The 20,244-nt window shown below is 73.0% G+C and carries 18 protein-coding genes; 6 read left to right on the forward strand and 12 right to left on the reverse strand.

Translation table 11 applies throughout. The features are described 5' to 3' along the window. Positions 1-265: 265 nt before the first annotated feature. Positions 266-1,162: a hypothetical protein gene (locus ACN20G_RS34550; RefSeq protein WP_424217208.1), complete on the forward strand. Its 897-nt coding sequence runs from the start codon at positions 266-268 to the stop codon at positions 1,160-1,162. Positions 1,163-1,246: 84 nt separating this feature from the next. Then, positions 1,247-2,503 (forward strand): PTS transporter subunit EIIC, encoded by a 1,257-nt coding sequence (locus ACN20G_RS34555; RefSeq protein WP_424217209.1) that lies wholly within the window; start codon positions 1,247-1,249, stop codon positions 2,501-2,503. Between the two features lie 109 nt (positions 2,504-2,612). Here ACN20G_RS34555 and ACN20G_RS34560 read toward each other — a convergent pair whose 3' ends face one another. The 5 genes from ACN20G_RS34560 to ACN20G_RS34580 form a co-directional block, all read right to left on the reverse strand. Then, complete coding sequence (locus ACN20G_RS34560; protein WP_424217210.1) at positions 2,613-3,275, reverse strand: pyridoxamine 5'-phosphate oxidase family protein; 663 nt, start codon at positions 3,273-3,275, stop codon at positions 2,613-2,615. Positions 3,276-3,360: 85 nt separating this feature from the next. Beyond that, on the reverse strand, positions 3,361-5,010 hold the full coding sequence (locus tag ACN20G_RS34565; protein WP_424217211.1) for a bifunctional aspartate transaminase/aspartate 4-decarboxylase: 1,650 nt from the start codon (positions 5,008-5,010) through the stop codon (positions 3,361-3,363). 34 nt (positions 5,011-5,044) lie between these two features. Further along, positions 5,045-6,748 (reverse strand): aspartate-alanine antiporter, encoded by a 1,704-nt coding sequence (gene aspT / locus ACN20G_RS34570; protein WP_424217212.1) that lies wholly within the window; start codon positions 6,746-6,748, stop codon positions 5,045-5,047. Positions 6,749-6,773: 25 nt separating this feature from the next. Then, positions 6,774-8,456 (reverse strand): aspartate-alanine antiporter, encoded by a 1,683-nt coding sequence (aspT, locus tag ACN20G_RS34575; RefSeq protein WP_424217213.1) that lies wholly within the window; start codon positions 8,454-8,456, stop codon positions 6,774-6,776. Between the two features lie 172 nt (positions 8,457-8,628). After that, the gene (locus ACN20G_RS34580) at positions 8,629-9,180 is read right to left on the reverse strand and encodes an EF-hand domain-containing protein (protein WP_424217214.1); all 552 of its coding nucleotides are present in this window, start codon (positions 9,178-9,180) and stop codon (positions 8,629-8,631) included. 211 nt (positions 9,181-9,391) lie between these two features. Here ACN20G_RS34580 and ACN20G_RS34585 point away from each other — a divergent pair, with 211 nt between their 5' ends. Both ACN20G_RS34585 and ACN20G_RS34590 read left to right on the forward strand, forming a co-directional pair. After that, the gene (locus ACN20G_RS34585; RefSeq protein WP_424217215.1) at positions 9,392-10,063 is read left to right on the forward strand and encodes a restriction endonuclease; all 672 of its coding nucleotides are present in this window, start codon (positions 9,392-9,394) and stop codon (positions 10,061-10,063) included. Positions 10,064-10,114: 51 nt separating this feature from the next. Continuing rightward, positions 10,115-11,137, forward strand: a complete 1,023-nt coding sequence (locus ACN20G_RS34590) for a YihY/virulence factor BrkB family protein (RefSeq protein WP_424217216.1) — start codon at positions 10,115-10,117, stop codon at positions 11,135-11,137. A gap of 53 nt (positions 11,138-11,190) precedes the next feature. On the opposite strand, the gene ACN20G_RS34595 is transcribed toward ACN20G_RS34590, so the two are convergent. The 5 genes from ACN20G_RS34595 to ACN20G_RS34615 form a co-directional block, all read right to left on the reverse strand. Further along, positions 11,191-11,595, reverse strand: a complete 405-nt coding sequence (locus tag ACN20G_RS34595; RefSeq protein WP_424217217.1) for an STAS domain-containing protein — start codon at positions 11,593-11,595, stop codon at positions 11,191-11,193. Then, on the reverse strand, positions 11,592-12,680 hold the full coding sequence (locus ACN20G_RS34600) for a cobalamin B12-binding domain-containing protein (RefSeq protein ID WP_424217218.1): 1,089 nt from the start codon (positions 12,678-12,680) through the stop codon (positions 11,592-11,594). The genes ACN20G_RS34595 and ACN20G_RS34600 overlap by 4 nt, the downstream gene beginning before the upstream one ends. Then, positions 12,677-14,254, reverse strand: a complete 1,578-nt coding sequence (locus ACN20G_RS34605; RefSeq protein ID WP_424217446.1) for a PP2C family protein-serine/threonine phosphatase — start codon at positions 14,252-14,254, stop codon at positions 12,677-12,679. The genes ACN20G_RS34600 and ACN20G_RS34605 overlap by 4 nt, the downstream gene beginning before the upstream one ends. 197 nt (positions 14,255-14,451) lie before the next feature. Continuing rightward, a complete protein-coding gene (locus tag ACN20G_RS34610) occupies positions 14,452-15,354 on the reverse strand; it encodes a TIGR03619 family F420-dependent LLM class oxidoreductase (protein WP_424217219.1) in 903 nt (300 codons plus the stop codon). Between the two features lie 71 nt (positions 15,355-15,425). Next, complete coding sequence (locus tag ACN20G_RS34615; RefSeq protein WP_424217220.1) at positions 15,426-15,821, reverse strand: RidA family protein; 396 nt, start codon at positions 15,819-15,821, stop codon at positions 15,426-15,428. 163 nt (positions 15,822-15,984) lie between these two features. Between ACN20G_RS34615 and ACN20G_RS34620 the strand changes: the two genes are divergently transcribed. Together ACN20G_RS34620 and ACN20G_RS34625 are read left to right on the forward strand one after the other, a co-directional pair. Further along, complete coding sequence (locus ACN20G_RS34620) at positions 15,985-16,956, forward strand: helix-turn-helix transcriptional regulator (protein ID WP_424217221.1); 972 nt, start codon at positions 15,985-15,987, stop codon at positions 16,954-16,956. A 101-nt stretch (positions 16,957-17,057) separates the two neighbouring features. After that, on the forward strand, positions 17,058-17,405 hold the full coding sequence (locus tag ACN20G_RS34625) for a VOC family protein (protein WP_424217222.1): 348 nt from the start codon (positions 17,058-17,060) through the stop codon (positions 17,403-17,405). A gap of 65 nt (positions 17,406-17,470) precedes the next feature. Here ACN20G_RS34625 and ACN20G_RS34630 read toward each other — a convergent pair whose 3' ends face one another. Together ACN20G_RS34630 and ACN20G_RS34635 are read right to left on the reverse strand one after the other, a co-directional pair. Beyond that, a complete protein-coding gene (locus ACN20G_RS34630) occupies positions 17,471-18,958 on the reverse strand; it encodes a solute carrier family 23 protein (RefSeq protein ID WP_424217223.1) in 1,488 nt (495 codons plus the stop codon). 366 nt (positions 18,959-19,324) lie between these two features. Further along, the gene (locus tag ACN20G_RS34635) at positions 19,325-20,026 is read right to left on the reverse strand and encodes a helix-turn-helix domain-containing protein (protein WP_424217224.1); all 702 of its coding nucleotides are present in this window, start codon (positions 20,024-20,026) and stop codon (positions 19,325-19,327) included. Between the last annotated feature and the right edge of the window lie 218 nt (positions 20,027-20,244).

Genomic DNA, 20,244 nt, shown 5'->3' on the forward strand with positions numbered 1-20,244 from the left:
GGGGCGGTACCAGTGTCGCGTACGGGGGAGCCTCCCGCGATCACCCGAGCGCTCACTTATCCCTTATCTGGATCGGCTCTGGTATATCTGATGGCGGACCGGGGGTGGTGGACCGCCGCGCCGACGGGTCGGCGCGGGACCTTGGTCCCGCGCGGTGGGGGCGTAGGAAACTTCTTCGATCTGGTCTGGTTCTGGTAAATCTGGTGTGTCGGGGGACAGCACCGGAAGCGACCGCCCCGCGGTCGTGATCGAAGGGACCCAGCCCGTGACCCAGCGCATCCTCGACCTCGACAGCAGTGAACTCGCCACCCTGCGCGGCCGTGAACTGACCGCCTCCGTGGCGGCGTCCGAGGGGCGCGCGGTGGTGGCGGAGGTGTGGCCCAACACGGCCATGCTCGCCTCGGCCCACGAGACCGGCGGCGTCTCGAACATGGAGCTGGTCTCCGCCTTCGGCGCCGACGTCCTCGTCCTCAACATCATCGAGAAGGTCTTCGACGGCACCTCCTGGGAGTTCCCGGTGATGGGCTGCTACCGGGACCTCGCCGCTCTCGCCGACTTCCTCGGCCGCCCCGTGGGCGTCAACCTCGAACCCGGCGACGTGCCCGCCCTGCGCGCGGCCACCGTCGAGAACGCCAAGCGCCTCGTCGACCAGGGCGTGGCCCTGATCTGCGTCACCGCCAACCCCGCGACCGGCGCCACGCTGGAGGACATCGCCCGCACCAGCGGGGAACTGCGCGCCGCGCTCGGCGAGGACGTGGCCATCTGGTCCGGGAAGATGCACATGGCCGGCCGCCCCGAGCCCCTGGACGTGGCCGGCATGACGGCGGTCGCGGAGGCGGGCGCCGACGGCGTGCTCGTCCCGCTGCCCGGCACCGTGCCCGGCGTGACCCGCGAGATCGCCGCCGAGGCCGTCCGCCGGATCCACGCCGCCGGGGCCATCGCCATGGGCACGATCGGCACCAGCCAGGAGGGCTCCCACCGCACCCTGGTGCCCCAGCTCGCGCTGAACGCCAAGGAGATCGGCGTCGACGCCCACCACATCGGCGACGCCTTCGTCGCCGGGGCCCCCGACCCCGAGTTCCTCTACGACTACTCCGTCGCCATCCGCGGTCGCCGCCACACCTGGCACCGGATGGCCCGCAACACCCGCAAGCGCGCCTGACCGGGCGCCCCCCCGTGCCCCGGGCGTCCCCCTCCCGCCCGGTGCCCGCCTTCACACACCCCCAGCACATCCATAAGGACGACCATGAGTTCCGCCACGACGGCGCCCTCGAAGAAGACCAAGAAGAAGCCAGGCGCCGGGCTCATGCAGGGCCTCCAGAAGATCGGCCGCAGCCTCCAGCTCCCCGTCGCGGTGCTGCCCGCCGCCGCGATCCTGCTGCGGCTCGGCCAGGACGACGTGTTCGGCAAGAACGGGCTCCACTGGGGCACCGTCGCCGACGTGTTCGCCACGGCCGGCAACGGCGTCTTCGCCAACCTCCCCCTGCTGTTCTGCGTCGGCGTCGCGATCGGCTACGCGAAGAAGGCCGACGGCTCCACGGCGCTGGCCGCGCTCGTCGGCTTCCTCGTCTACAAGAACGTGCTGACGGCGTTCCCCGTCGCCGGCTCCGTCACCGAGGCCCTGCCCAAGGGCACCCCCCAGGACCCGGGCGTCCTCGGCGGCATCCTCATCGGCCTGATCTCCGCGATGGTCTGGCAGCGCTTCCACAAGACCCAACTCGTGGACTGGCTGGGCTTCTTCAACGGTCGCCGCCTGGTGCCGATCCTGATGGCCTTCATCGGCACCGCCTTCGGTGTCCTCTTCGGCCTGCTGTGGGGCCCCATCGGTGACGGCCTCGGCTCCTTCTCGCACTGGCTGATCGGCCTGGGCTCGGTCGGCTCCGGCATCTACGGCGTGTTCAACCGCGGCCTGATCCCCATCGGCATGCACCAGTTCCTGAACACGTTCTTCCAGCAGCAGGTCGGCTCCTTCACCACCGCCGACGGCTCCCTGGTGCACGGCGAGATCCCGCGCTTCTTCGCGGGCGACCCGACCGCCGGTCAGTTCATGTCCGGCTTCTTCCCGATCATGATGTTCGGCCTGCCGGCCGCCGCGATCGCCATCGCCCACTGCGCCAAGCCGCACCGGCGCAAGGCCGTCCTCGGCATGATGGTCTCGCTGGCCCTGACCTCCTTCGTCACCGGCGTCACCGAGCCCATCGAGTTCACCTTCATGTTCCTGGCCCCGGCCCTGTACGGCATCCACGCCGTCCTGACCGGTCTGTCGATGGCCGTCACCTGGGGCCTGGGCGTCCACGACGGCTTCGGCTTCTCCGCCGGCCTGATCGACTACCTGCTGAACTGGAAGCTCGCCACCAACCCGTGGCTGATCATCCCGATCGGCCTGGTCTTCGCGGCCGTCTACTACGTGGTCTTCCGTTTCGCGATCATCCGCTTCAACCTGCCCACCCCGGGCCGCGAACCGGAGGACGAGGCGGCCGAGGCCGAGGCCAAGACCGGCTGAGGCCCCGACCGACCCACGGCCCGGCCGACGGCCCGACCGACGGCCCGACCGACCCGGCGCCCCCGGACCCGCGATCGCGGGTCCGGGGGCGCGGTGCGTCGTGACCCGGTCAGCGGGTGTCGGGGGCCGGGCCCCGGGGGGTCCAGTCGGGGACGGGGAAGCGGGTGCCGGTGACGGCGTCCGGGACGGGGGTGCCCGCGGTGAGGGTGAGCGGGATGTGCCCCGCCCAGGCCGCCACCGCGTCGTCCTTGGGCTCGTCCCGGGCGAACCCGGCCCGGACCTTGACCGAGAACTCCTCGATGGGCAGGGTCAGCACGGCCGTGTACTCGGCCTCGTGGGCGTCCGGGCCGCGGGCCGCGTGCGGGCCGGTGAGCCGGCCCGGCAGGACCCCCTCGACGATGTCGGCGAGGGCGGTGACCCGGTCCCGCACGTCCTCCATCGGGGTGGCCGTGCCGAAGATCATGACGGACCGGTAGGCGGCGGAGTGGTGCGAGGCGGCCCGGCCCAGGATCAGCCCGTCGATCAGGGTGGCCGTCACGCACAACGGCACCCCGGCGGACGTGGTCTTCACGAACCTCCCGAAGGTGGAGCCGTGCAGCAGCAGCTCGTCCCCGCGCCGCACGTGGAGGCAGGGCACGACGACGGGACCGTCGTCCGTGGTGAAGCCGACGTGCACGGCGAGGGCCTCGTCGAGGATCGCGTACGCGTCGTCACGGTCGTAGGTGACGCGTTCGGGATAGCGGTGGGCGGTGGTGCGTTCCGTGGGGGGCATGGCGGGGGCTGTCTCCTCGTGCGGCGTCGTCGTGCCGTCTCGCGCTGTCGTCGTGCCGTCGTGCCGTCGTGCGGGGGAGGGGCGGTCAGCCGCCCGTCTCGCTCTGCCACTCCAGCGCGTACTGGTTGAAGATCTCGCGGAGGTGGTGGCCGATCTTGAGGTAGTCGAGGTCGTCGAGGTTGGCGAGCGAGACGCGGACGGACCATTGCGGGCCGTCGAAGCCGCCGCCGTTGAGGAGGACGACGGAGGTCTGCTCGGCGAGCCGGAACAGCGGGTCCACCGGCTCGTAGTTCTTCTCCAGGTAGTCCGCGAACTCCTTGCCGTGCACCCGCTCGGCCTCCGCGAGCAGGTCGAGTTCGATGTAGTAGGCGGCCCGGCCCTCGTCCTCGCTGATCTTCATCTGGGCGCCTTCGAGGAGCAGGTCGAGGCGGCGGTGGACGATCTCGCGGAGCTTGTGCTTGTACGCCTGGCCCTCGTCGAGCATGTCGAAGAGGGAGAACAGGCTCATCATGACCTGCTGCGGCAGCGAGAGCCCGGCGGTGTGGTTGAGGGCAACGGAGCGGGAGTCGGCGACGAGGCGGTCGATGAAGCGGATCCTCTCCGGCTCCAGCGTGAGGGTCCCGTAGCGTTTGGCCAGGCGGTCCTTCTGCTCGGCGGGGAAGTTCGCGATCATCTCGTCGATGACGTTGTCGTCGTGCAGGCCGATGACGCCCAGGCGCCAGCCGGTGCAGCCGTAGTGCTTGGAGTACGAGTACACCAGCAACGTGTTGCGCGGGATGTCGGCCGCGATCGAGCGGAAGCCCGGGACGAAGGTGCCGTACACGTCGTCCGTCACCACGATCAGGTTCGGGTTCGGACCGGCCACGATCTCCTTGATCTGGTTCGCGACCCGCTCGCTCAGCGCCAACGACGGCGGATTGGACGGGTTGACCAGACACACCATCTTCACGCTCGGGTCCGCGAGCTTGGCCACCTCCTCCGTCGGGTAGCGCCACTCCCGCACGCCCGTCTCCGCGAACAGGCTCGCCTGCACGTTCACGACCTCGAACTCGAAGGTGTCGAGTTCGGGGATCTCGATGTACGGGGTGAAGACCGGGGTCATCAGGGCGATCTTGTCGCCCTTGTGCAGGATCCCGTTCTTCATCAGGGAGTCGAAGATGTAGCACATGGCGGCGGTGCCGCCCTCGGTCGCGAACAGCGACAGGTTGTCGGCCGGGGGCCGGCCGGTGAACATCTCGTCGGCCACGTAGCCGCGCACGACCTGCTCGGCGTGGACGAGCATCCGGTCCGGGACGGGGTAGTTGTCGCCGGTGATCGCGTCGGTCAGCTCGTGGATGTACGCGTCGCGGTCGAAGCCGAACCGGGACACGGCCAGGTCCACACACTTCTGGAGCAGCTCGACGCCCGGGAGTTCGGGGTGGCGGCGGGTCCAGGAGTCGAAGCGGACGGAGATGCCCTTCCTCTCCGGCATCCCGCCCAGGTTGTCCCCCGTCCACACCCGACGCGACTCGTCGAGCGCGAAATAGCCCAAGGCGTAGAAAGCCTCGCGGGGGCCGGTCGCGATCCAGTTCGGGTTTCCGCGACCGGCGTTCAGCATCGCCCGCGCCGTGGTCTCCTTCTGGCCGGGCTTGTCCTCCTGGACCGCCGTGGCGATCTGGATGAACTTGTCCTTCAGCTCGAACGGGGAGAGCTGGGCGAAGGACTGGATCTCCTCGCGGGTGAAGCTGGTCCTCATCGGGGTGTGCTCCTTCGTGTGGGTGGGGGAGGGCTCAGTGGTGCAGGAGGACGATGACCGCGCCCCAGATGGTCAGGAGCACGTTGGCGATGGCGTAGGGGACGGTGTAGCCGAGGACGGGGATGTTGCTCTTCGCCGTCTCGTTGATCGCGCCGATCGCGGCCGTGGTCGTCTGACCGCCGGCCAGCACGCCCATCAGGATCGGGAAGCGGATCTTCTGGATGTGGTGTCCGACGAGGAAACCGACGATCAGCGGGATCACCGTGGCGATGGCCCCGAAGATCAGCAGCCCCCAGCCCGCCTGCGACAGGCCCGAGGTGAACGAGGGTCCGGCGTTGATGCCGACCACGGCCACGAACAGGCACAGGCCCAGGGTGTCCATGAACCACTGCGCACCCGGCGGAACGTTTCCGTAGGTCGGGTACTTGCCGCGGATCCAGCCGAAGACCAGGCCCATGATGAGGGCGCCGCCGGAGGTGGACAGGGAGATCGGCACGCCGCCCGCCTTCAGCGCGGGGATGCCGATGCAGCCGCCGAGGAAGATGCCGAGGCCGACCCAGATCATGTCGGTCGCGAAACTCGTCGGCACGGGCTTGCCCACGGCCCGGCCCGCCGGGTCCACCAGCCGCTTCGGCCCCGTCAGCACCAGGGTGTCCCCGCGCTCGATCTCGGTGGACAGCCGGTAGGGGAACTCGGCGCCCGAGCGGTACAGCTTGTCGAGGTACACGCCGACCATGAAGGGTTCGGCGCGCAGTTCGGCGACGGTCTTGCCGAGCTGCTCCTTTTGCGAGGCCACCACGTGCAGGGTCTCGGTCTGGTAGCCGAGCAGCTCCACGTCGTCGGCCTCGGCCCCGATGTGGGTGCGGGCGTCGAACTCGACCAGGGAGCCGCGCAGCGCCGAGACCGCGACCACGTCCCCCGTCCGCAGGACGGTCTCCTGCGTGTGGTCGAGGATGGCGCCGTCGCGCCGCACCCGGGTGATGTACACGCGCCGGCCGAGGGCCTTCTGCTGCTGCTCGAAGTCCTCGATGGTGCGGCCCACCAGGTCCGGGCGGTCGATGGTGTACGCCCGCAGCACGACCTCGTAGTAGCCCTCGTGCAGGTCCGGGTTGTCCTGCCCGGCGTCCATCTCGGCGGCCAGGGCCGCCGACTCGGCCGCCATGTTCCGCCGGTACAGGCGCGGGATGATCGAGGACAGCAGGATCGCGGCGAGGATCGTGCCGAGCGGGTAGGTGACCGCGTAGCCGATGGCCACCAGGTTCGACTGCTCCTTGATCTGCCCGGCGTTCAGCCCCGGCAGGCTGGAGATCGCGTCGCCCGCGACACCGATCACGGCCGACTGGGTCAGCGCGCCGCCCAGCAGGCCCGCCGACAGGCCGGGGCCGTAGCCGAGCATCGCGGCGAAGCCCCAGCACACCAGCAGCCCGGTCACGCAGACGATCACGGCGTTGAGGACCTGCGGCAGACCGTCCTTCTTCAGGCCGCGGAAGAACTGCGGACCGACCCGGTAGCCGAGGGCGAAGAGGAACATGGTGAAGAACAGGTTCTTCACCGTGGCGTCGATCTCGATGCCGAGTTGTGAGCCGACGACCAGCCCCATGATCAGGCAGCCGGTGACGGAACCGAGGGCGATGGCCTTGTAGCGGATCTTGCCGATCAGGAAGCCCAGGGCCACGGTGAGGAAGACCAGAAGTTCGGGGTGGGGCGTGAAGATGTTCCGGTCGAGGAAATCGATCATGTGGTGACCTGTCGTGGGGGAGGGGTCAGGCGCCGAGGATGCCGACGAGGATCGGCCCGGTCAGCGGGAGCAGGAAATTGGAGAGCGCGTAGGTGATCGTGTAGCCGAGCATCGGCACCGAACTGCCGGCGCTCTGGGTGACGGCGGTGATCGCCGGGGTGGAGCACTGCTGGCCCGCGATGGCGCCGATCAGCAGCGGGGGCTCGATCTTGAGCAGGGCCCGGCCGATCAGCAGCGACAGGGTCGCGGGCACCAGCACCATGGCGATCCCCGCGACCGGCAACAGGGCCCCGTACTGCTTGAGCAGCGGCCACGCCTGCGGGCCGGCGGTCAGCCCGGTGCAGGCGATGAAGATCGCCAGACCCATGTCCTTGATGGTGCTCGCGGCCTGCGGCGGGAACGCGCCGAAGGTCTGGCTGCGGGAACGGAACCAGCCGAACAGCAGGCCCGAGACCAGACAGCCGCCGCCCGTGCCCAACGAGAGCGGGGCCCCGCCGAGCCGCACGGACACCTGCCCGATCAGCGAGCCCACCGCGATGCCCAGGCCCAGGTAGACGAAGTCGGTGGCGTCGTTGCGGGCGATCGTGCCGATCCGCTTCACCACCCGGTTCAGGCCCGAGCGCGCGCCCACCATCGTGACCACGTCTCCCCGCGCCAACACCGTGTCCGGGCTCGCCGGCAGCCGCTGGTCCCCGCGCACCACCTCGGTGACGTACACCCCGTTGTCGGCGAACTCGTGGTGCTCGCCCTGGATGTCACGGATGCTGCGCCCGACGGCCGAAGCGTCCGTCACGGCGATCTCGGCGCTCGCCAACGGGGTGTCCACGCCCGGGATTCCCGGGGTCTCCGGGCCGATCTCCCGCCCGGCCTCGATCATCAGCGAACGCCGGCCCACCAGCAGCACCAGGTCCGACAGCAGCAGCCGCAGCCCCGGCTCGGGCGGCAGGTCCTTCGAACCGCGTTTGACGGCCTCCACGGTGATCCGCCCGTCGAAGGACTCCTGGAGCTCGGCCACGGTGCGCCCGTCGGCCCGGGTCACCAGGTAGGTGCGGCCCACGAGTCCGGGCAGCGCCTCGCGTTCGTCGTCCCCCAGGGCCCCGCCGGCGTCGCCCCGCATCCGCTCCCACAGGGCGCGGGATGCCTCGCGCAGGTCGATCCGCAGCAGGGCGGGCATGATCTGACTGGTGTAGATCACGATGGTGATCAGGCCGAACAGGTAACAGACGGTGTACGCGGTGGCCACGTGCCCCTGGTACGCGCCCACCTGGTCCGCCGAGAGCCCCGGCAGCTTCCCGATGGCCTCGGTCGCGGTGCCCACCACGGCGGACTCGGTGGCGGCGCCCGCGAGGATGCCGGAGGCGGTGCCCACGTCCAGGTCGAACCACTCGGCGATCAGCCACGCCAGGCCCAGCACGGTGGCCAGCTCGATCAGGCTGAGGGTCAGGAACCGCAGGCTCCGCCGGTTGAGGTGGGCGAAGAACTGCGGTCCCGCCAGGTACCCGAGGGCGAAGATGAACAGCGCGAAGAACACCGTCTTCACGTCCGCGTCGATCTCCACGCCCGTCCACGCCCCGAACAGCAGCGAGACGATCAGCGTGCCGCAGATGCCGCCGAGCACGATCGGCCCGACGCGCACCTTGCCCACCAGATAGCCCAGGGCCAGACACAGGAACAACACCAGTTCGGCGTGGTCGCGCAGGACCCCCACTCCCACCTCACCCGGATTCGCGCGCCGTCGCGCGGCGCTGGGCCGAAACGTCGCCGTTGTACGGCGTGAGGGAGAGCATTGTTCAGTTACGGGTCATTTGCCACTGAAACACCACCATTCGGGCAGATTCCTCGAATGGGCTACACGCGCGCGACTCGCGTGCGGGCGGGGCTCAGGAGAGGGGGAAGCCGGGGACGGGGCCGCACATCAGGTTGCCCGGTTCGGCCGGGTCCTCGCTGATCCAGAACTGGGTCCACAGCGCGGCGAACTCGGCGCGGTCCAGGCGTCCGTCGCCGTCGCCGTCGAGCCGGTCGAAGACCCCCTCGGTGGCGATGGGACGCCCGTGCCAGGTGTCGATCAGGATCCGGTGCTCCTCGCGCGAGATCGCCCCGTCCCCGTTCTCGTCCACCGCGTCGAAGATCGCCTCGGCCGTGGCCTCGACGCTCTCCCGCATCGAGGGCAGCCGGTCCACCATCGCCAACAGCTCCGTCATCCCGATCCGGTCCACCCCCTCCGCGTCCCCCACCGTCGACAGGTGCCGCCACCAGCCCATGATCACCAGCCGGACCCGGGCCGCGAGCTCCGGCCCGTCCGCCACCCGGGGCAGCCGGCCCCAGCGTTCCGTCAGGGCCTCGAAGTCCCGTTCCTCCAGGACGCCGTTCCCGTCCGCGTCGAACGCGTCGAACATCGCCTGGACCTTCGCCCGCTGGAACACACCGGCCATCGTCCGCCTCCTCGTCCACCCCGCCGGCGCCGCGCCGGCGCTGTGCCGCCGTCAGACTGCCCACCCCGGCCCGCGCCCCAACGGCGCACGAGATCGCGGCGCCCGGGCGCCCCGCTCCCGCGCGCCCGTTTGAGAGCTCCCCTCGAACGGGTTTGCGGTCCCCGTTCCCGGTCACACGCCGGAGGACACACGTGTGGGCGAGGGGGACCGAGTGGACGGAACACGGGCGGCGCGGGCCGGGGCGGAGCCGATCGCGGGGTGGCGGGACCTGGTGCTCGGCGCCGGGCTCACGGCGGCGGCCGCCGGCGGGCTCGGCGTGTTGGCGAGCACCCTGTGGGACGTGCCGGTGCGCTCCGGCGGGCCCATCGTGGCCGCCCTGCTCCTGGCCTGCCTCGCGGTGGTGGCCGGGGTGCGCGGACGCCGCCGGCGCGGTCCCGCGCGTCGCCCGCCGGCGGAGCCGGTCCCGGGCCCGACCCCGGCCGAGGTGGTGCCGCGGCCGCACGGGGCCGACCCCGACGGATTCGAACACGCGGTGGCCGCGCTGTGCGCGCGCGACGGCTGCGCCCTCGTGGAGGTCAGCGGCGGGGCCGGGGACCTGGGGGCCGACGTGCTGGCCCGCACCCCCGACGGCCGCCGGCTGGTGGTGCAGTGCAAGCGCTACGCGCCCGACCGCCCCGTCGGCTCCCAGGACCTGCAACGCTTCGGCGGCACCTGCTTCGCCGTGCACGGGGCCGAGGTCGCGGTGGTGGTCACCACCTCCGCGTTCACCGAGCCCGCGCTGCGCTACGCCGCCGAGGTCGGGATCCTGTGCCTGACCGGCGCGGACCTGGACGCGTGGGCGGAGGGCGCCGCCGCGCCGCCGTGGGAGCCCGCCCGCCCCTGATCCCCCGCGCACCGGACGCATGGTCCGCCGGGGAGCGGACATCCGCCCCGCATGACCGAGACGACGACACCCGAGAACGACGACCGCCGGGGCGCCACGGCCGGTCCCTCCGCCCTGGTGGAGGAGCGCGCCCCCGACCGGCTCACCGACCTCCCCCGGGGCGCGTGGCGACGGGCCGCGCGCGGCACCCTGCGGGAGTTCCGCGACGACGAGGTGGCCGACCGGGCCGCGGCCCTCACCTACTACGGCGTACTGGCCCTCTTCCCGGCGCTGCTGGTGCTGGTGTCCCTGCTGGGCTTCGCCGGGCAGGCCGCGACCCGCGACGTGCTGGACATCGCGCGGGGGCTCGCCCCCGGCTCGGTGCGGGGCATCGTGGACGACGCCGTGCGCCAACTGGGCGGCCGGGCCGGGGTCGGCTCGGTGATGGCGGCGGTGGGCGTGCTCCTGGCGCTCTGGTCGGCCTCGGGGTACGTCGCGGCGTTCATCCGGGCCGCGAACGCGATCTGGGACCTGCCGGAGGGCCGTCCGGTGTGGAAGGTGCTGCCGCTCCGTCTGGGGCTGACGGTCTCGTTGATGCTGCTCGCCGTGGTCGGCGGGCTGATCGTGGTCCTGACGGGGGACGTGGCCGGGGAGATCGGCCGGGTGCTGGGGATCGGCGACGGCGCGTTGACCGTCTGGTCCGTGGCCAAGTGGCCGGTGCTGGTGCTGCTGGGCATCGTGATGATCGCCCTGCTGTACTGGGCCGCGCCGAACGCGAAGGACCGGGGCTTTCGCTGGATCACCCCGGGCAGCGCGGGCGCGCTGCTGATCTGGGGTGCGGCCTCGGCGGGCTTCGCGTTCTACGTGGCGAACTTCGCCTCCTACAACAAGACCTACGGCGCCCTGGCCGGGGTGGTGGTCTTCCTCGTGTGGCTGTGGATCGGCAACCTGGCCGTGCTGCTCGGGCTGGAGTTCGACGCGGAGCTCGCCCGGCAGCGGGCGGTGGCGGGCGGGCTCCCCGAGGACGAGGAACCGTACGCCCGCCCCCGCGACACCCGCGCCTGGACGGACGAGGACCGCCGCCGACTCGCCTGAGGGCCCCGCCCGCGAGGCGCCCCGCCCGCGAGGCCCGTCCGGGCGGGGGCGGGTCAGATCCGGTGCGGTCGCCGGTCCCCGGGCTCGCCCGGTGGGTCGGCGGCCCCGCCCGGCTCCGAGGCCGTCAGGTGCTCCAGGGTCCCGGTCAGGGACAGCACGCGGTCCAGGTGCGCGGGCCGGTCCTCCAGCCGGAGGCCCACCCCCGCCGCCTCCGTGCGCCGACGCACCATCAGCAGGGCCGACAGGCCCATCGAGTCGATCGCGCCGAGCTCCGCGCAGTCCAGCCGCAGGACCGGGGCCCCCGAGCCGTCCGTGAGCCGCAGGTCCACCTCCCGCAGCAGCTCGTCCGCGGTGTCCCGGTCGAGGTCACCGCTCAGCGCCACCCGGACCCCGTCCTCCGCGTCCGTCGTGGTCAACCGCAGGCCCGGCCGGTCCTCGGGGGGCGGTGGCGTGCTCACGGGCGACCACCCCCACCCGCCAGGGCCTCGCCGGCGCGCCGCAGGACGCGACCGGCACGCGGGAAGTCCCGCAGCTCCCGGGCCAGCAGCGCCAGGGCCGGCGGCAGGCTCGCCGCGGGCACGCCCCGGGCGCCGAGCACCCCCGCCGTCCACTCCACGAAGGAGACGAACAAGCGGTCGTCGTCGAGGTACAGGGCCGTGGCCAGGAACTCCACGATGTGCGCCAGGTCCTCGGCGGTCCGCTCGCGCTGCGCCGCGTCGTACCCCCGCATCGCCGGGTACGCCTCCTCCAGACCGGTGAAGACCGCCCGAACGAGTGAGGAACCGTCGCGCGCGACGGCGGTGTACTCCTGGTCGGCCAGGTGCGGCAGGTCCTCCGCGCGCGTGTGGTCGGGCCGGGGGCGGGGGATCGGGCGCCGCAGCCGGTCGGCGGCGGCGCGGGCGTCGGGGGCCCAGGCGTCCGCGCCCAACAGGTCGGCGTACCTGCCGTCGGGGCCGAAGGCCGCGCCGCCGACGAGCACCGGCACGCCGACGGCCTGGCACGCGGTGATCGTGGCGTGCGCGGTCGGCAGCCGGGTCGCCAGCGAACCGGACAGGGCCACGCAGTCGGCGCGGGTGGTGTGCAGGTGGGCGATGAGGTGGGAGGCGGGCACGTGGGCCCCGAGGTAGTCGACCCGCCGGCCGCGCAGCCGCAGCACCTCGGCCAGCAGCCGGGCCGGCAGCGCGTGCCACTCCCCGTCCACGCAGGCCACCGTGATCCGGCCGCCGGTGGGGGTGGTGCGCGCGGCGGGGTGCGCGGCCAGCGCGCCGATCACCCGTTCGTTGATCGCGGTGGCGGCGTGCTCCTGGGCGACGTTCATCCGGTTGGCCGCCCACTCCTCGCCCACCCGGCCCTGCACGACGGCGATCACGTCCAGCAGGACCGCCTCCGGATCGGTGCCCGCGTCCAGGGCGCGCAGCACCACCTCGCCGGCCGCGTACTCGTCGCCCTCGGCGACGGCGTCCCACAGCCGGCGCACGAGGTCGGCGGTGTCGGTGGTGTCGAGGGTGTCGGTGTGGGCGGTGGTGTTCGTGTGGGTGCTCATGCGGTGAACCTGCCCCGGGTGTGGCCGCCCACCGCGCTCAGGTGCCGGGTGCGGGGGGCCGAGACGACGACCACGGCCATGTCGTCGTGCCGCCGGTCGCCCAACCACTGCGCGGCGAGCATCTGGACGTGTTCGGCGATGCCCTCGGCGGGCATGCCCGAGCAGGCGGACAGAGCGCGTTTCAGGCGCTCCTCGCCGAACAGGGCGTCGCCCAGCGGGCCGCCCTTGGCCTCGGTGATGCCGTCCGTGTAGAGCACGCAGGACTCCCCGGGCGCCAGCGAGACGTTCGCCGTGCGGGTGCTGACCCGGGGCAGTACGCCCACGAGACTGCCCCGGGTGTCCACGTCCTCCACCGTGCCGTCCGCGCGCACGACCAGCGGCGCCGGATGCCCGCCGCTGGTCACGGTCAGGTCCACCGTGTTGCCCGTGCGGGTCACGGAGGCCAGGACCAGGGTCGCGAACCGCGTGTGGTGGGAGCTGAGGAGCGAGGTGTTCAACAGGGACAGCACCCGGTGGTGGTCGTCGGCCAGCGGCAGCAGCGCGTGCAGGGTGTTGCGGATCTTCCCCGTCAGCACCGCCGCCTCCAGCCCCTTGCCGCACACGTCGCCGAGCACCACCAGCGAGGCGCCGCCCTCGGCGGGGGCCGGGTGCACGTCGTAGAAGTCCCCGCCGATCCGCTCGTGATCGGCGGAGGGCCGGTAGCGGCCCGCGAAGTCCACCCCGGAGATCCGGTGCAGCACCGGCGGCAGCAGCTCCCGCATCAGCACCTCGGTGATCGCCGACTGCTCCGCGTACAGGCGCGCCGCCGACATCGCGGCCCCCGCCCGCGCCGCGAACAGGCGCGCGAACACCTCCTCGCCCTCGGTGAACGGGGCGCTCCCCTCCGCCCGCAACAGCACCAGGGCCCCGGCCGGCACCCCGTGCCCGGGCAGCGGCGTGATCACCACGGAACCCACCGGCCCGAACCCCTCCGGCACCAGCCACGGCGGCGCGGTCGCCGGATCGATCCACCGGGAGGGAACCGGCGGGAAGCCCCGCAGCGCCTCGCTCAACCCGGGCACCACGTCCGGGTCCACCCGCTCCTCGCGGGCCGCGGGCGCGCCGCCGCGCACGCAGCCCACCATCGGCAGCAGCCGGCCCCGGGCCGGGGCGATGGCCAGGGCCGCGTCCGCGAGGTTGTCGGCCGCGAGCCGCGCGGTCACGTCCATGCAGTGGTCCAGGTTCAGGGAGGCCAACAGGCTGCCCGAGGCCCGCGCCAGGAACGCGGTCCGCCGCTGTTCCTCGTGCAGCGCCTCCCGGGCCTGGTGCCGGTCGGTCTCGTCCACCAGCCACCATGCCACCGTGCCGTCCGCGCGCACGCTGGGATGGGCCTCGAACCGGCGCCCGGCGATCTCCCCGCCCACCGCGCGCGGCCCGCGTGCCCGCCCCGTCCGCGAGGACAGCGCGCGGTGGGCGGCGAACACCCAGGGCGGCACCACCTCCCGCAACGGGGTCCCGGCTCTGGCGGCCGGCAACAGGGCCCCGGCGGCGGCGTTGTGCCGCACGAGGTAGCCCCGCGGGTCGGCCACGAGCACCGGATGCGGGGCACCGGCCCAGGGGAAATCGGGTTCGACGGTCGTGGAGTTCTGAGCGCGGGTGTCGTCCAAGTCATTCGGGATCCGCAGCACGAATCCCTCACCTCACCAAGTCGAAGGAACCGTTCCTTTTCCCCGACTGTCCCTCACCCGACCTCCCCCGGGCAACCGTTGCCCATTGGTGCACATCAGTGTGGTCACCCCCGGAGGATGTCCAGGACCCTCAGGGCGCGTTCCAGGGACTCGTCCGGCCGGCGGGTGACGTGTTGGTGGTCGAGGAGGACGGAGTCCGCGCCCCAGGCCAGGGCGGCGCGGACCGCGGCGGCGGTCGTCGCGTCGTCCTCGCCCTCCGTCACGTTGTGCCGCAGGTGCCGGCGGAGCGCGTCGGGATCGCGGCCGGCCTCCCGCGCCGCCCGACGGGCCACGTCCCACAGCGGGTCCAGCACCGCCGGCGGGGCGGTGAACCCGACCCAGCCGGCGGCCCGCCGGCCGACTCGGCGCAGCGCGGCCGCGCCGAAACCACCGAGGTGGATCGGCGGCCCCAAGGCCCGGGCCGGGCGCAGACCGCTGCGGGAGAGCGGGATCTCCCAGGCCGGACCGGAATGCGAGAACTCCTCGCCCGCCCAGATCGCCTCCAGCACGTCCAGGGCCTCGTCCAACAGCGCCCCGCGCCGGTGGAAGTCCGCACCCACCGCCCGGTACTCCTCCGGCATCCACCCGATCCCGAAACCGGGTTCGAGCCGTCCCCCGCTCAGCCGGTCGATCGAGGTCAGGGACCGGGCCAGCAGCAGCGGCGGGTACCAGGGCGCGTTCAGGGTGCTCGTCCCCAACGCGACGGTCCGGGTGGCCGAGGCCGCCACCGTGAGCACCGTCAACGGGTCGAGGAAGGTCAGGAAGCCGGGCGGGAACGGGTCCTCCACCGAGCGCCCCGGGTACGGCACGGCCGGCCGCACCGGGGTCAGCACCCGGTCCGACACCCACAAGGAGGTGAACCCGGCCTCCTCGGCGGCGCGCGCGAACGGGGCGACGGTCTCGGGCAGCGCGTGCTCCCCGTACTGGGGGAGGGCGAGGCCCAGTCGGATCGCGGGATCTGAGGTCATCCCCCGATGCTCCCCCGGCCCGCGTTCGAACAGAAGACCGCCTCCCCGCCCGCCCCCGTCCCGCGCCGGGATCAGGCCACGGCCACGCCGTCCAGCTCGACGAGTTGCCCGGGGACCGCCAGGCGGGTCACGCCGAGCATGGTCGTGGTCGGCGCGACCCCCGCCGCGGCCAGCCGGCCCGCCAACACCCCGTAGTGGCGGAACAGCAGGTCGACGTCGGTGGTGTACACGTTGAGGCGGACGAGGTCGCCGAAGGACATGCCGGCCTCCGCGAGCACCGCCTCCACATTGGTCACGGCCAAGGCCAACTGGGCGCCCATGTCCCCCTCGTGCTCCGGCTTGCCCTCGCCGTTCATCGCGGTCTGACCCGAGATGTACAGGGTCCGGGTCGGTCCGCTCACCACCTCGCCCTGGTTGAAGCCCATCCCCACGGACCAGGAGACCGGGTTGATCGCGATCCGTTCCATCACCGCACCGTCCTTTCGGTTCGTCCACATCGCGGACGCCCGACCCCGCGAACCACCGGGCCGTGACCTCCGTGATCAGAAGCCTGCCGCGAATACACGACACCCTCGGTCAGGTATTCGGGGCGGATGTTCCGGGCCGGGATCCGGGACGTAGGGTGCCGGGATGCGTGCCGATCGGTTGGTGACCCTGGTGCTCCTGTTGCGTCGGCACGGGCGGATGACCGCCGACGCCCTCGCCCGGGAACTGGAGGTCTCCCCGCGCACCGTGCTGCGCGACATCGAGGCCCTGTCCTCGGCCGGGGTGCCCGTCTACGCCGAGCGCGGCCGGCACGGCGGGTTCGCGCTGCTGCCGGACTTCCGCACGCCACTCACCGGCCTGAACCACGACGAGGCCCTGGCCCTGGTCGTCGCCGGCTCCCGACGCGGAGCCCAACTCTTCGGCCTGGGCTCCGCGTTGGCCTCGGCCGTGCTCAAACTCCTCGACGCCCTCCCCGAGCACCTGCGCGACCCCGCCGCCGGCGCCGCCCGCCGGATCCTCGTGGACCCCGCGACCGATCTGCTCTCCCGCCGGGTCGCGCCCGAGGAGGTCCCCGACGCCACCGTGACCCGGATCCGGCGCGCCGTCCTCGCCGGCCGGCGCCTGCGCGTGCGCTACCGCGCGGGGGAGGCGACGCCCGCGTGGCGCACCGTCGACCCCGTCGGCCTGGTCTCCGTCCGCGAACAGGGCTACCTGCTGGCCGTGCGCGAGGGCGCCGAACGCACCTATCGGCTCTCGCGGATCCTGGACGCCGAGGAACTCGACGAACCCGCCGCCCGCCCCGAGGCCGTCGACCTCGACCACACCTGGCGGGAGCGCGGGGTCGCCTTCCGCACGGCGGGCGGGGAGCAGGTCACCGTGCGCGCCCGGGCCGAACCCGCGCACCGGGACCACCTCGTGGACACCGCCCTCGTCCTGCACGCCGAGGAGACCGACCCGGAGGGCCGCTCGCTGCTCACCCTGAGCTTTCAGGACCGGCGTCACGCCGAGTGGGCCCTGTGGCAGTACGCCCCCCACATCGAGGTCCTGGACCCGCCCTGGCTGCGCGCCGCGCTCCACGACCGGGCCGTCGCCCTCGCCGCCCGCTACGCGCCCTGAACCCGCCGCCGCCCCGAACGCACGCCGATCGGCCCCCGCCCGGGGCGCTGTGGGTGTTGACTGTCCCGCGGACGCGTTCCCTCCCGGATCAGGAGTCGTCGATGACCGTACGTCGTGTCGTGCCCAACATCCGCTCTCAAGCCCTGGACGAGAGCCGGGAGTTCTACGGCCTGCTGGGCTTCGAGGAGGTCATGGACCACGGCTGGATCGTCACCCTCGCCTCCCCGACGGCCCCCGGGGCGCAGATCAGCCTCGCCACCGGGGACCCGACCGCGCCGGTGGTCCCGGATCTGAGCGTCGAGGTGGACGACGTGGACGCGGCGTACGAGGTGGTGCGCGGCAGCGGCGCGGAGATCGTGCGCGAACCGCGGGACGAGGAGTGGGGGGTGCGCCGCTTCCTCGTGCGCGACCCCAACGGCCGGGTGGTCAACGTGCTGGGCCACCGCTGACGCCCCCGCCCGCGCGGGACGGCGCGCGGACGGGGGCGGGGCGGGGTTCGGGTGCGGGGTTCGGGTCAGGCGTGCACGGCGTGCCCGGCGACGGCGGGCCGCTCCTCCTGCGTTCCCGCGGTCCCGGCGCCGCTCCCGCGCCGCCCGAGGTGGTTGAAGGCCAGGTTCAGCAGGACGGCGGTGACGCAGCCGGTGCTGATGCCCGAGTCCAGGACGATGCGCAGGCCCTCGGGCAGCGCGTGGTAGAAGTCCGGGGCGGCCATCGGGATGATGCCGACGCCGAGCGAGATGGCGACGATCAGCACGTTGTCGCCCTTCTCCAGGGCCGCGCCGGTGAGGGTCTGCACCCCGCTCGCGGCGACCGTCCCGAACAGGGCGATGCCCACGCCGCCCAGCACGGGCTGCGGGATGAGGGCGACCACGGAGGCCAGCAGCGGGCACAGGCCGAGCAGGATCAGGATGCCGCCGGCCGCCGCGACCACGAAGCGGCTGCGGACCTTGGTGATGGCGACCAGGCCCACGTTCTGCGCGAAGGCGCTGGCGGCGAACCCGTTGAACAGCGGGCTGATGGCGGTGCCGAGGCCGTCGGCGCGCAGGGCCGCCGCGAGGGTCTTCTCGTCGGCGGGGCGTTCCACGATCTCGCCGAGCGCGAGGACGTCGGCCGTGGACTCCGTCATCGAGACGAGCATGACGATGCACATGGAGATGATCGCGGCGGCCGCGAACTGCGGGGCGCCGAAGTGGAAGGGGGTCGGGAACCCGATCAGGTCGGCGTCGCCCACGCCCGAGAAGTCGGCCAGGCCGAGAGGGAGGGCGATGAGGGTGCCGACGGCCAGGCCCAGCAGGATCGCGATCTGCTTGAGGAACCCGGTCAGGAACCGGCGCAGCACGATGGTGACGAGCAGACTCGCCGCCGCCAGGCCGATGTTGGCGAGGCTGCCGTAGTCATCGGCCTGCCGGTTGCCGCCCTGCGACCAGTTGAACGCGACGGGCAGCAGCGAGACGCCGATCAGCGTGATCACGGTGCCGGTCACCACGGGCGGGAAGAAGCGGATCAACTTGCAGAACCAGGGGGCCAGGAGGAAACCGAAGACGCCGGCGACGATGACCGCGCCGTAGATGACGGGCAGCGCGTCCTCGGGGGACTCGGCCTTCGCTATCGCGAGCATCGGGGCCACGCCCGCGAAGGAGACCCCGTTGACGAAGGGCAGTCGGGCGCCGACCTTCCAGAACCCGAGGGTCTGCAGGAGGGTGGCGATGCCCGAGGTGAACAGGCTCGCGCTCATCAGGAACGCGACCTCGGCGGTGGACAGGCCGACGCCGATGCCCACCACCAAGGGCGGGGCGACGACGCCCGCGTACATGGCGGCGACGTGCTGGAGGCCGGCCCCGAGCAGCTTCAGCGGCGGCAGGCTCCGGTCGACGGGGTGCTTCTCGGCGGGCTCGGGGGCGGATTCGGGGGCGGGCTCGTGCTCGGGTGCGTGGTCCGGTTCGGGTTCGGCGGGGGACGCGGGGGACGCGGGGGTGGATTCGGGTTCGCTGGACGCGGACATGCGGGGGCAACTCCCGGTGCGAAGGGTGGACAAGGGCGTGCGGGCAGGACGGGGCGCCGCGGGGAGACGGGTGGGGCGGTGACGCGGACGCCGACGGCGGTACCGGGCCACGGGTGGCCGACCGGGCGACGGGACGGGCGTCGCGACGGCGGCGGTGAAGGGGGTGGTGCGGAGGGTGGTGCGGAACGGGCGACCGGGAAGGCCGTCCGGGGACGTCGGGCGAGCGGCACCGACGGGGGACACGGGGCGGTGTGAGGCCGCCGCCGGTCCGGCGGACACAGTTCCTCACGCTTTCACCGGGCTGTCAAGAACCGTTCTCGGAGCGCCGGTTGCCCGGATATGACTGTTCGAAACGACTGGTTCGGATCAGGCCGGGGGCGGCAGCCGCAGCGCCTCCCACAGGTAGCCGTCCACGTGGTCCAGGAAGGTCGTGGAGCGCTGCTCGGCGAGGGCCGCGGCCTCCGGCGAGGCGCCCGCCTGCTGGTCCAGGCGCTGGTAGGCGAGGTGCAGGCGTTCCAACGCGGTCGAGATCACCTCCGGCGCCATCGGCACGATCGCCGCCACCGCCGGCACGTGCGGGGGCCACCAGCCGGTGACGGCCTCGCGCAACACCACCCGCAGGTGACCGGTCTTCCCGCAGACCGCGACCCAACAGGCGGGCGGCGGACGCAGGGCGCGCAGCAGGGCCGCGCTCCGGGCCGCGTCCCCCTGCCAGCGGTCGTGCGCCTCGACCCGTTCCCACTGGGCCCGGGTCAGGCCCACCAGGGCGGCGACCTCGCCGGTGCCGAGCCCGGCCACGGCGCGACACTGCGCCAGGGTGGTCGCGTCGCCGACGAGGTCGGCGGGTTCGCACCACAGGGCGGCGGCCAGGGCGCGGACCGTCGGGGTGTCGGGGGTGTGGGCGCCGCTCTCCCAGGCGGCGACGGCGTCGGGGTGGACGGGGCGGCCGAGGTAGGCGCCCAGCGCCCAGGCCACCTGACCGGTGGTCAGTCCGAGGGCGGCGCGGCGGGCGGCGGCACGGGCCGGTGCCAGGGGCGGCAGGTCGGGTCGTTCTTCCGTGGAGGACATGGCGGCACACCGTAGGGAACCGTCGCGATCTGGCCAAGACCCGTGTGCCACGGACGAATCGAGGACACGTGTCACCCTCCTCCCGGCCGGCGTGCCCCGAGGCCCGGACCGCCTCCCGCGCGCCGGTGGCCCACCTGCGCGGTCAGGGCGATCCGGGGCGACATCAGGGGGGAATCGGGAGGGATCACGGCAGGTCTTTGGCGGTTCCTCCGAAATCC

The organism is Streptomyces dryopteridis (assembly GCF_049606955.1).
Lineage (GTDB): Bacteria > Actinomycetota > Actinomycetes > Streptomycetales > Streptomycetaceae > Streptomyces.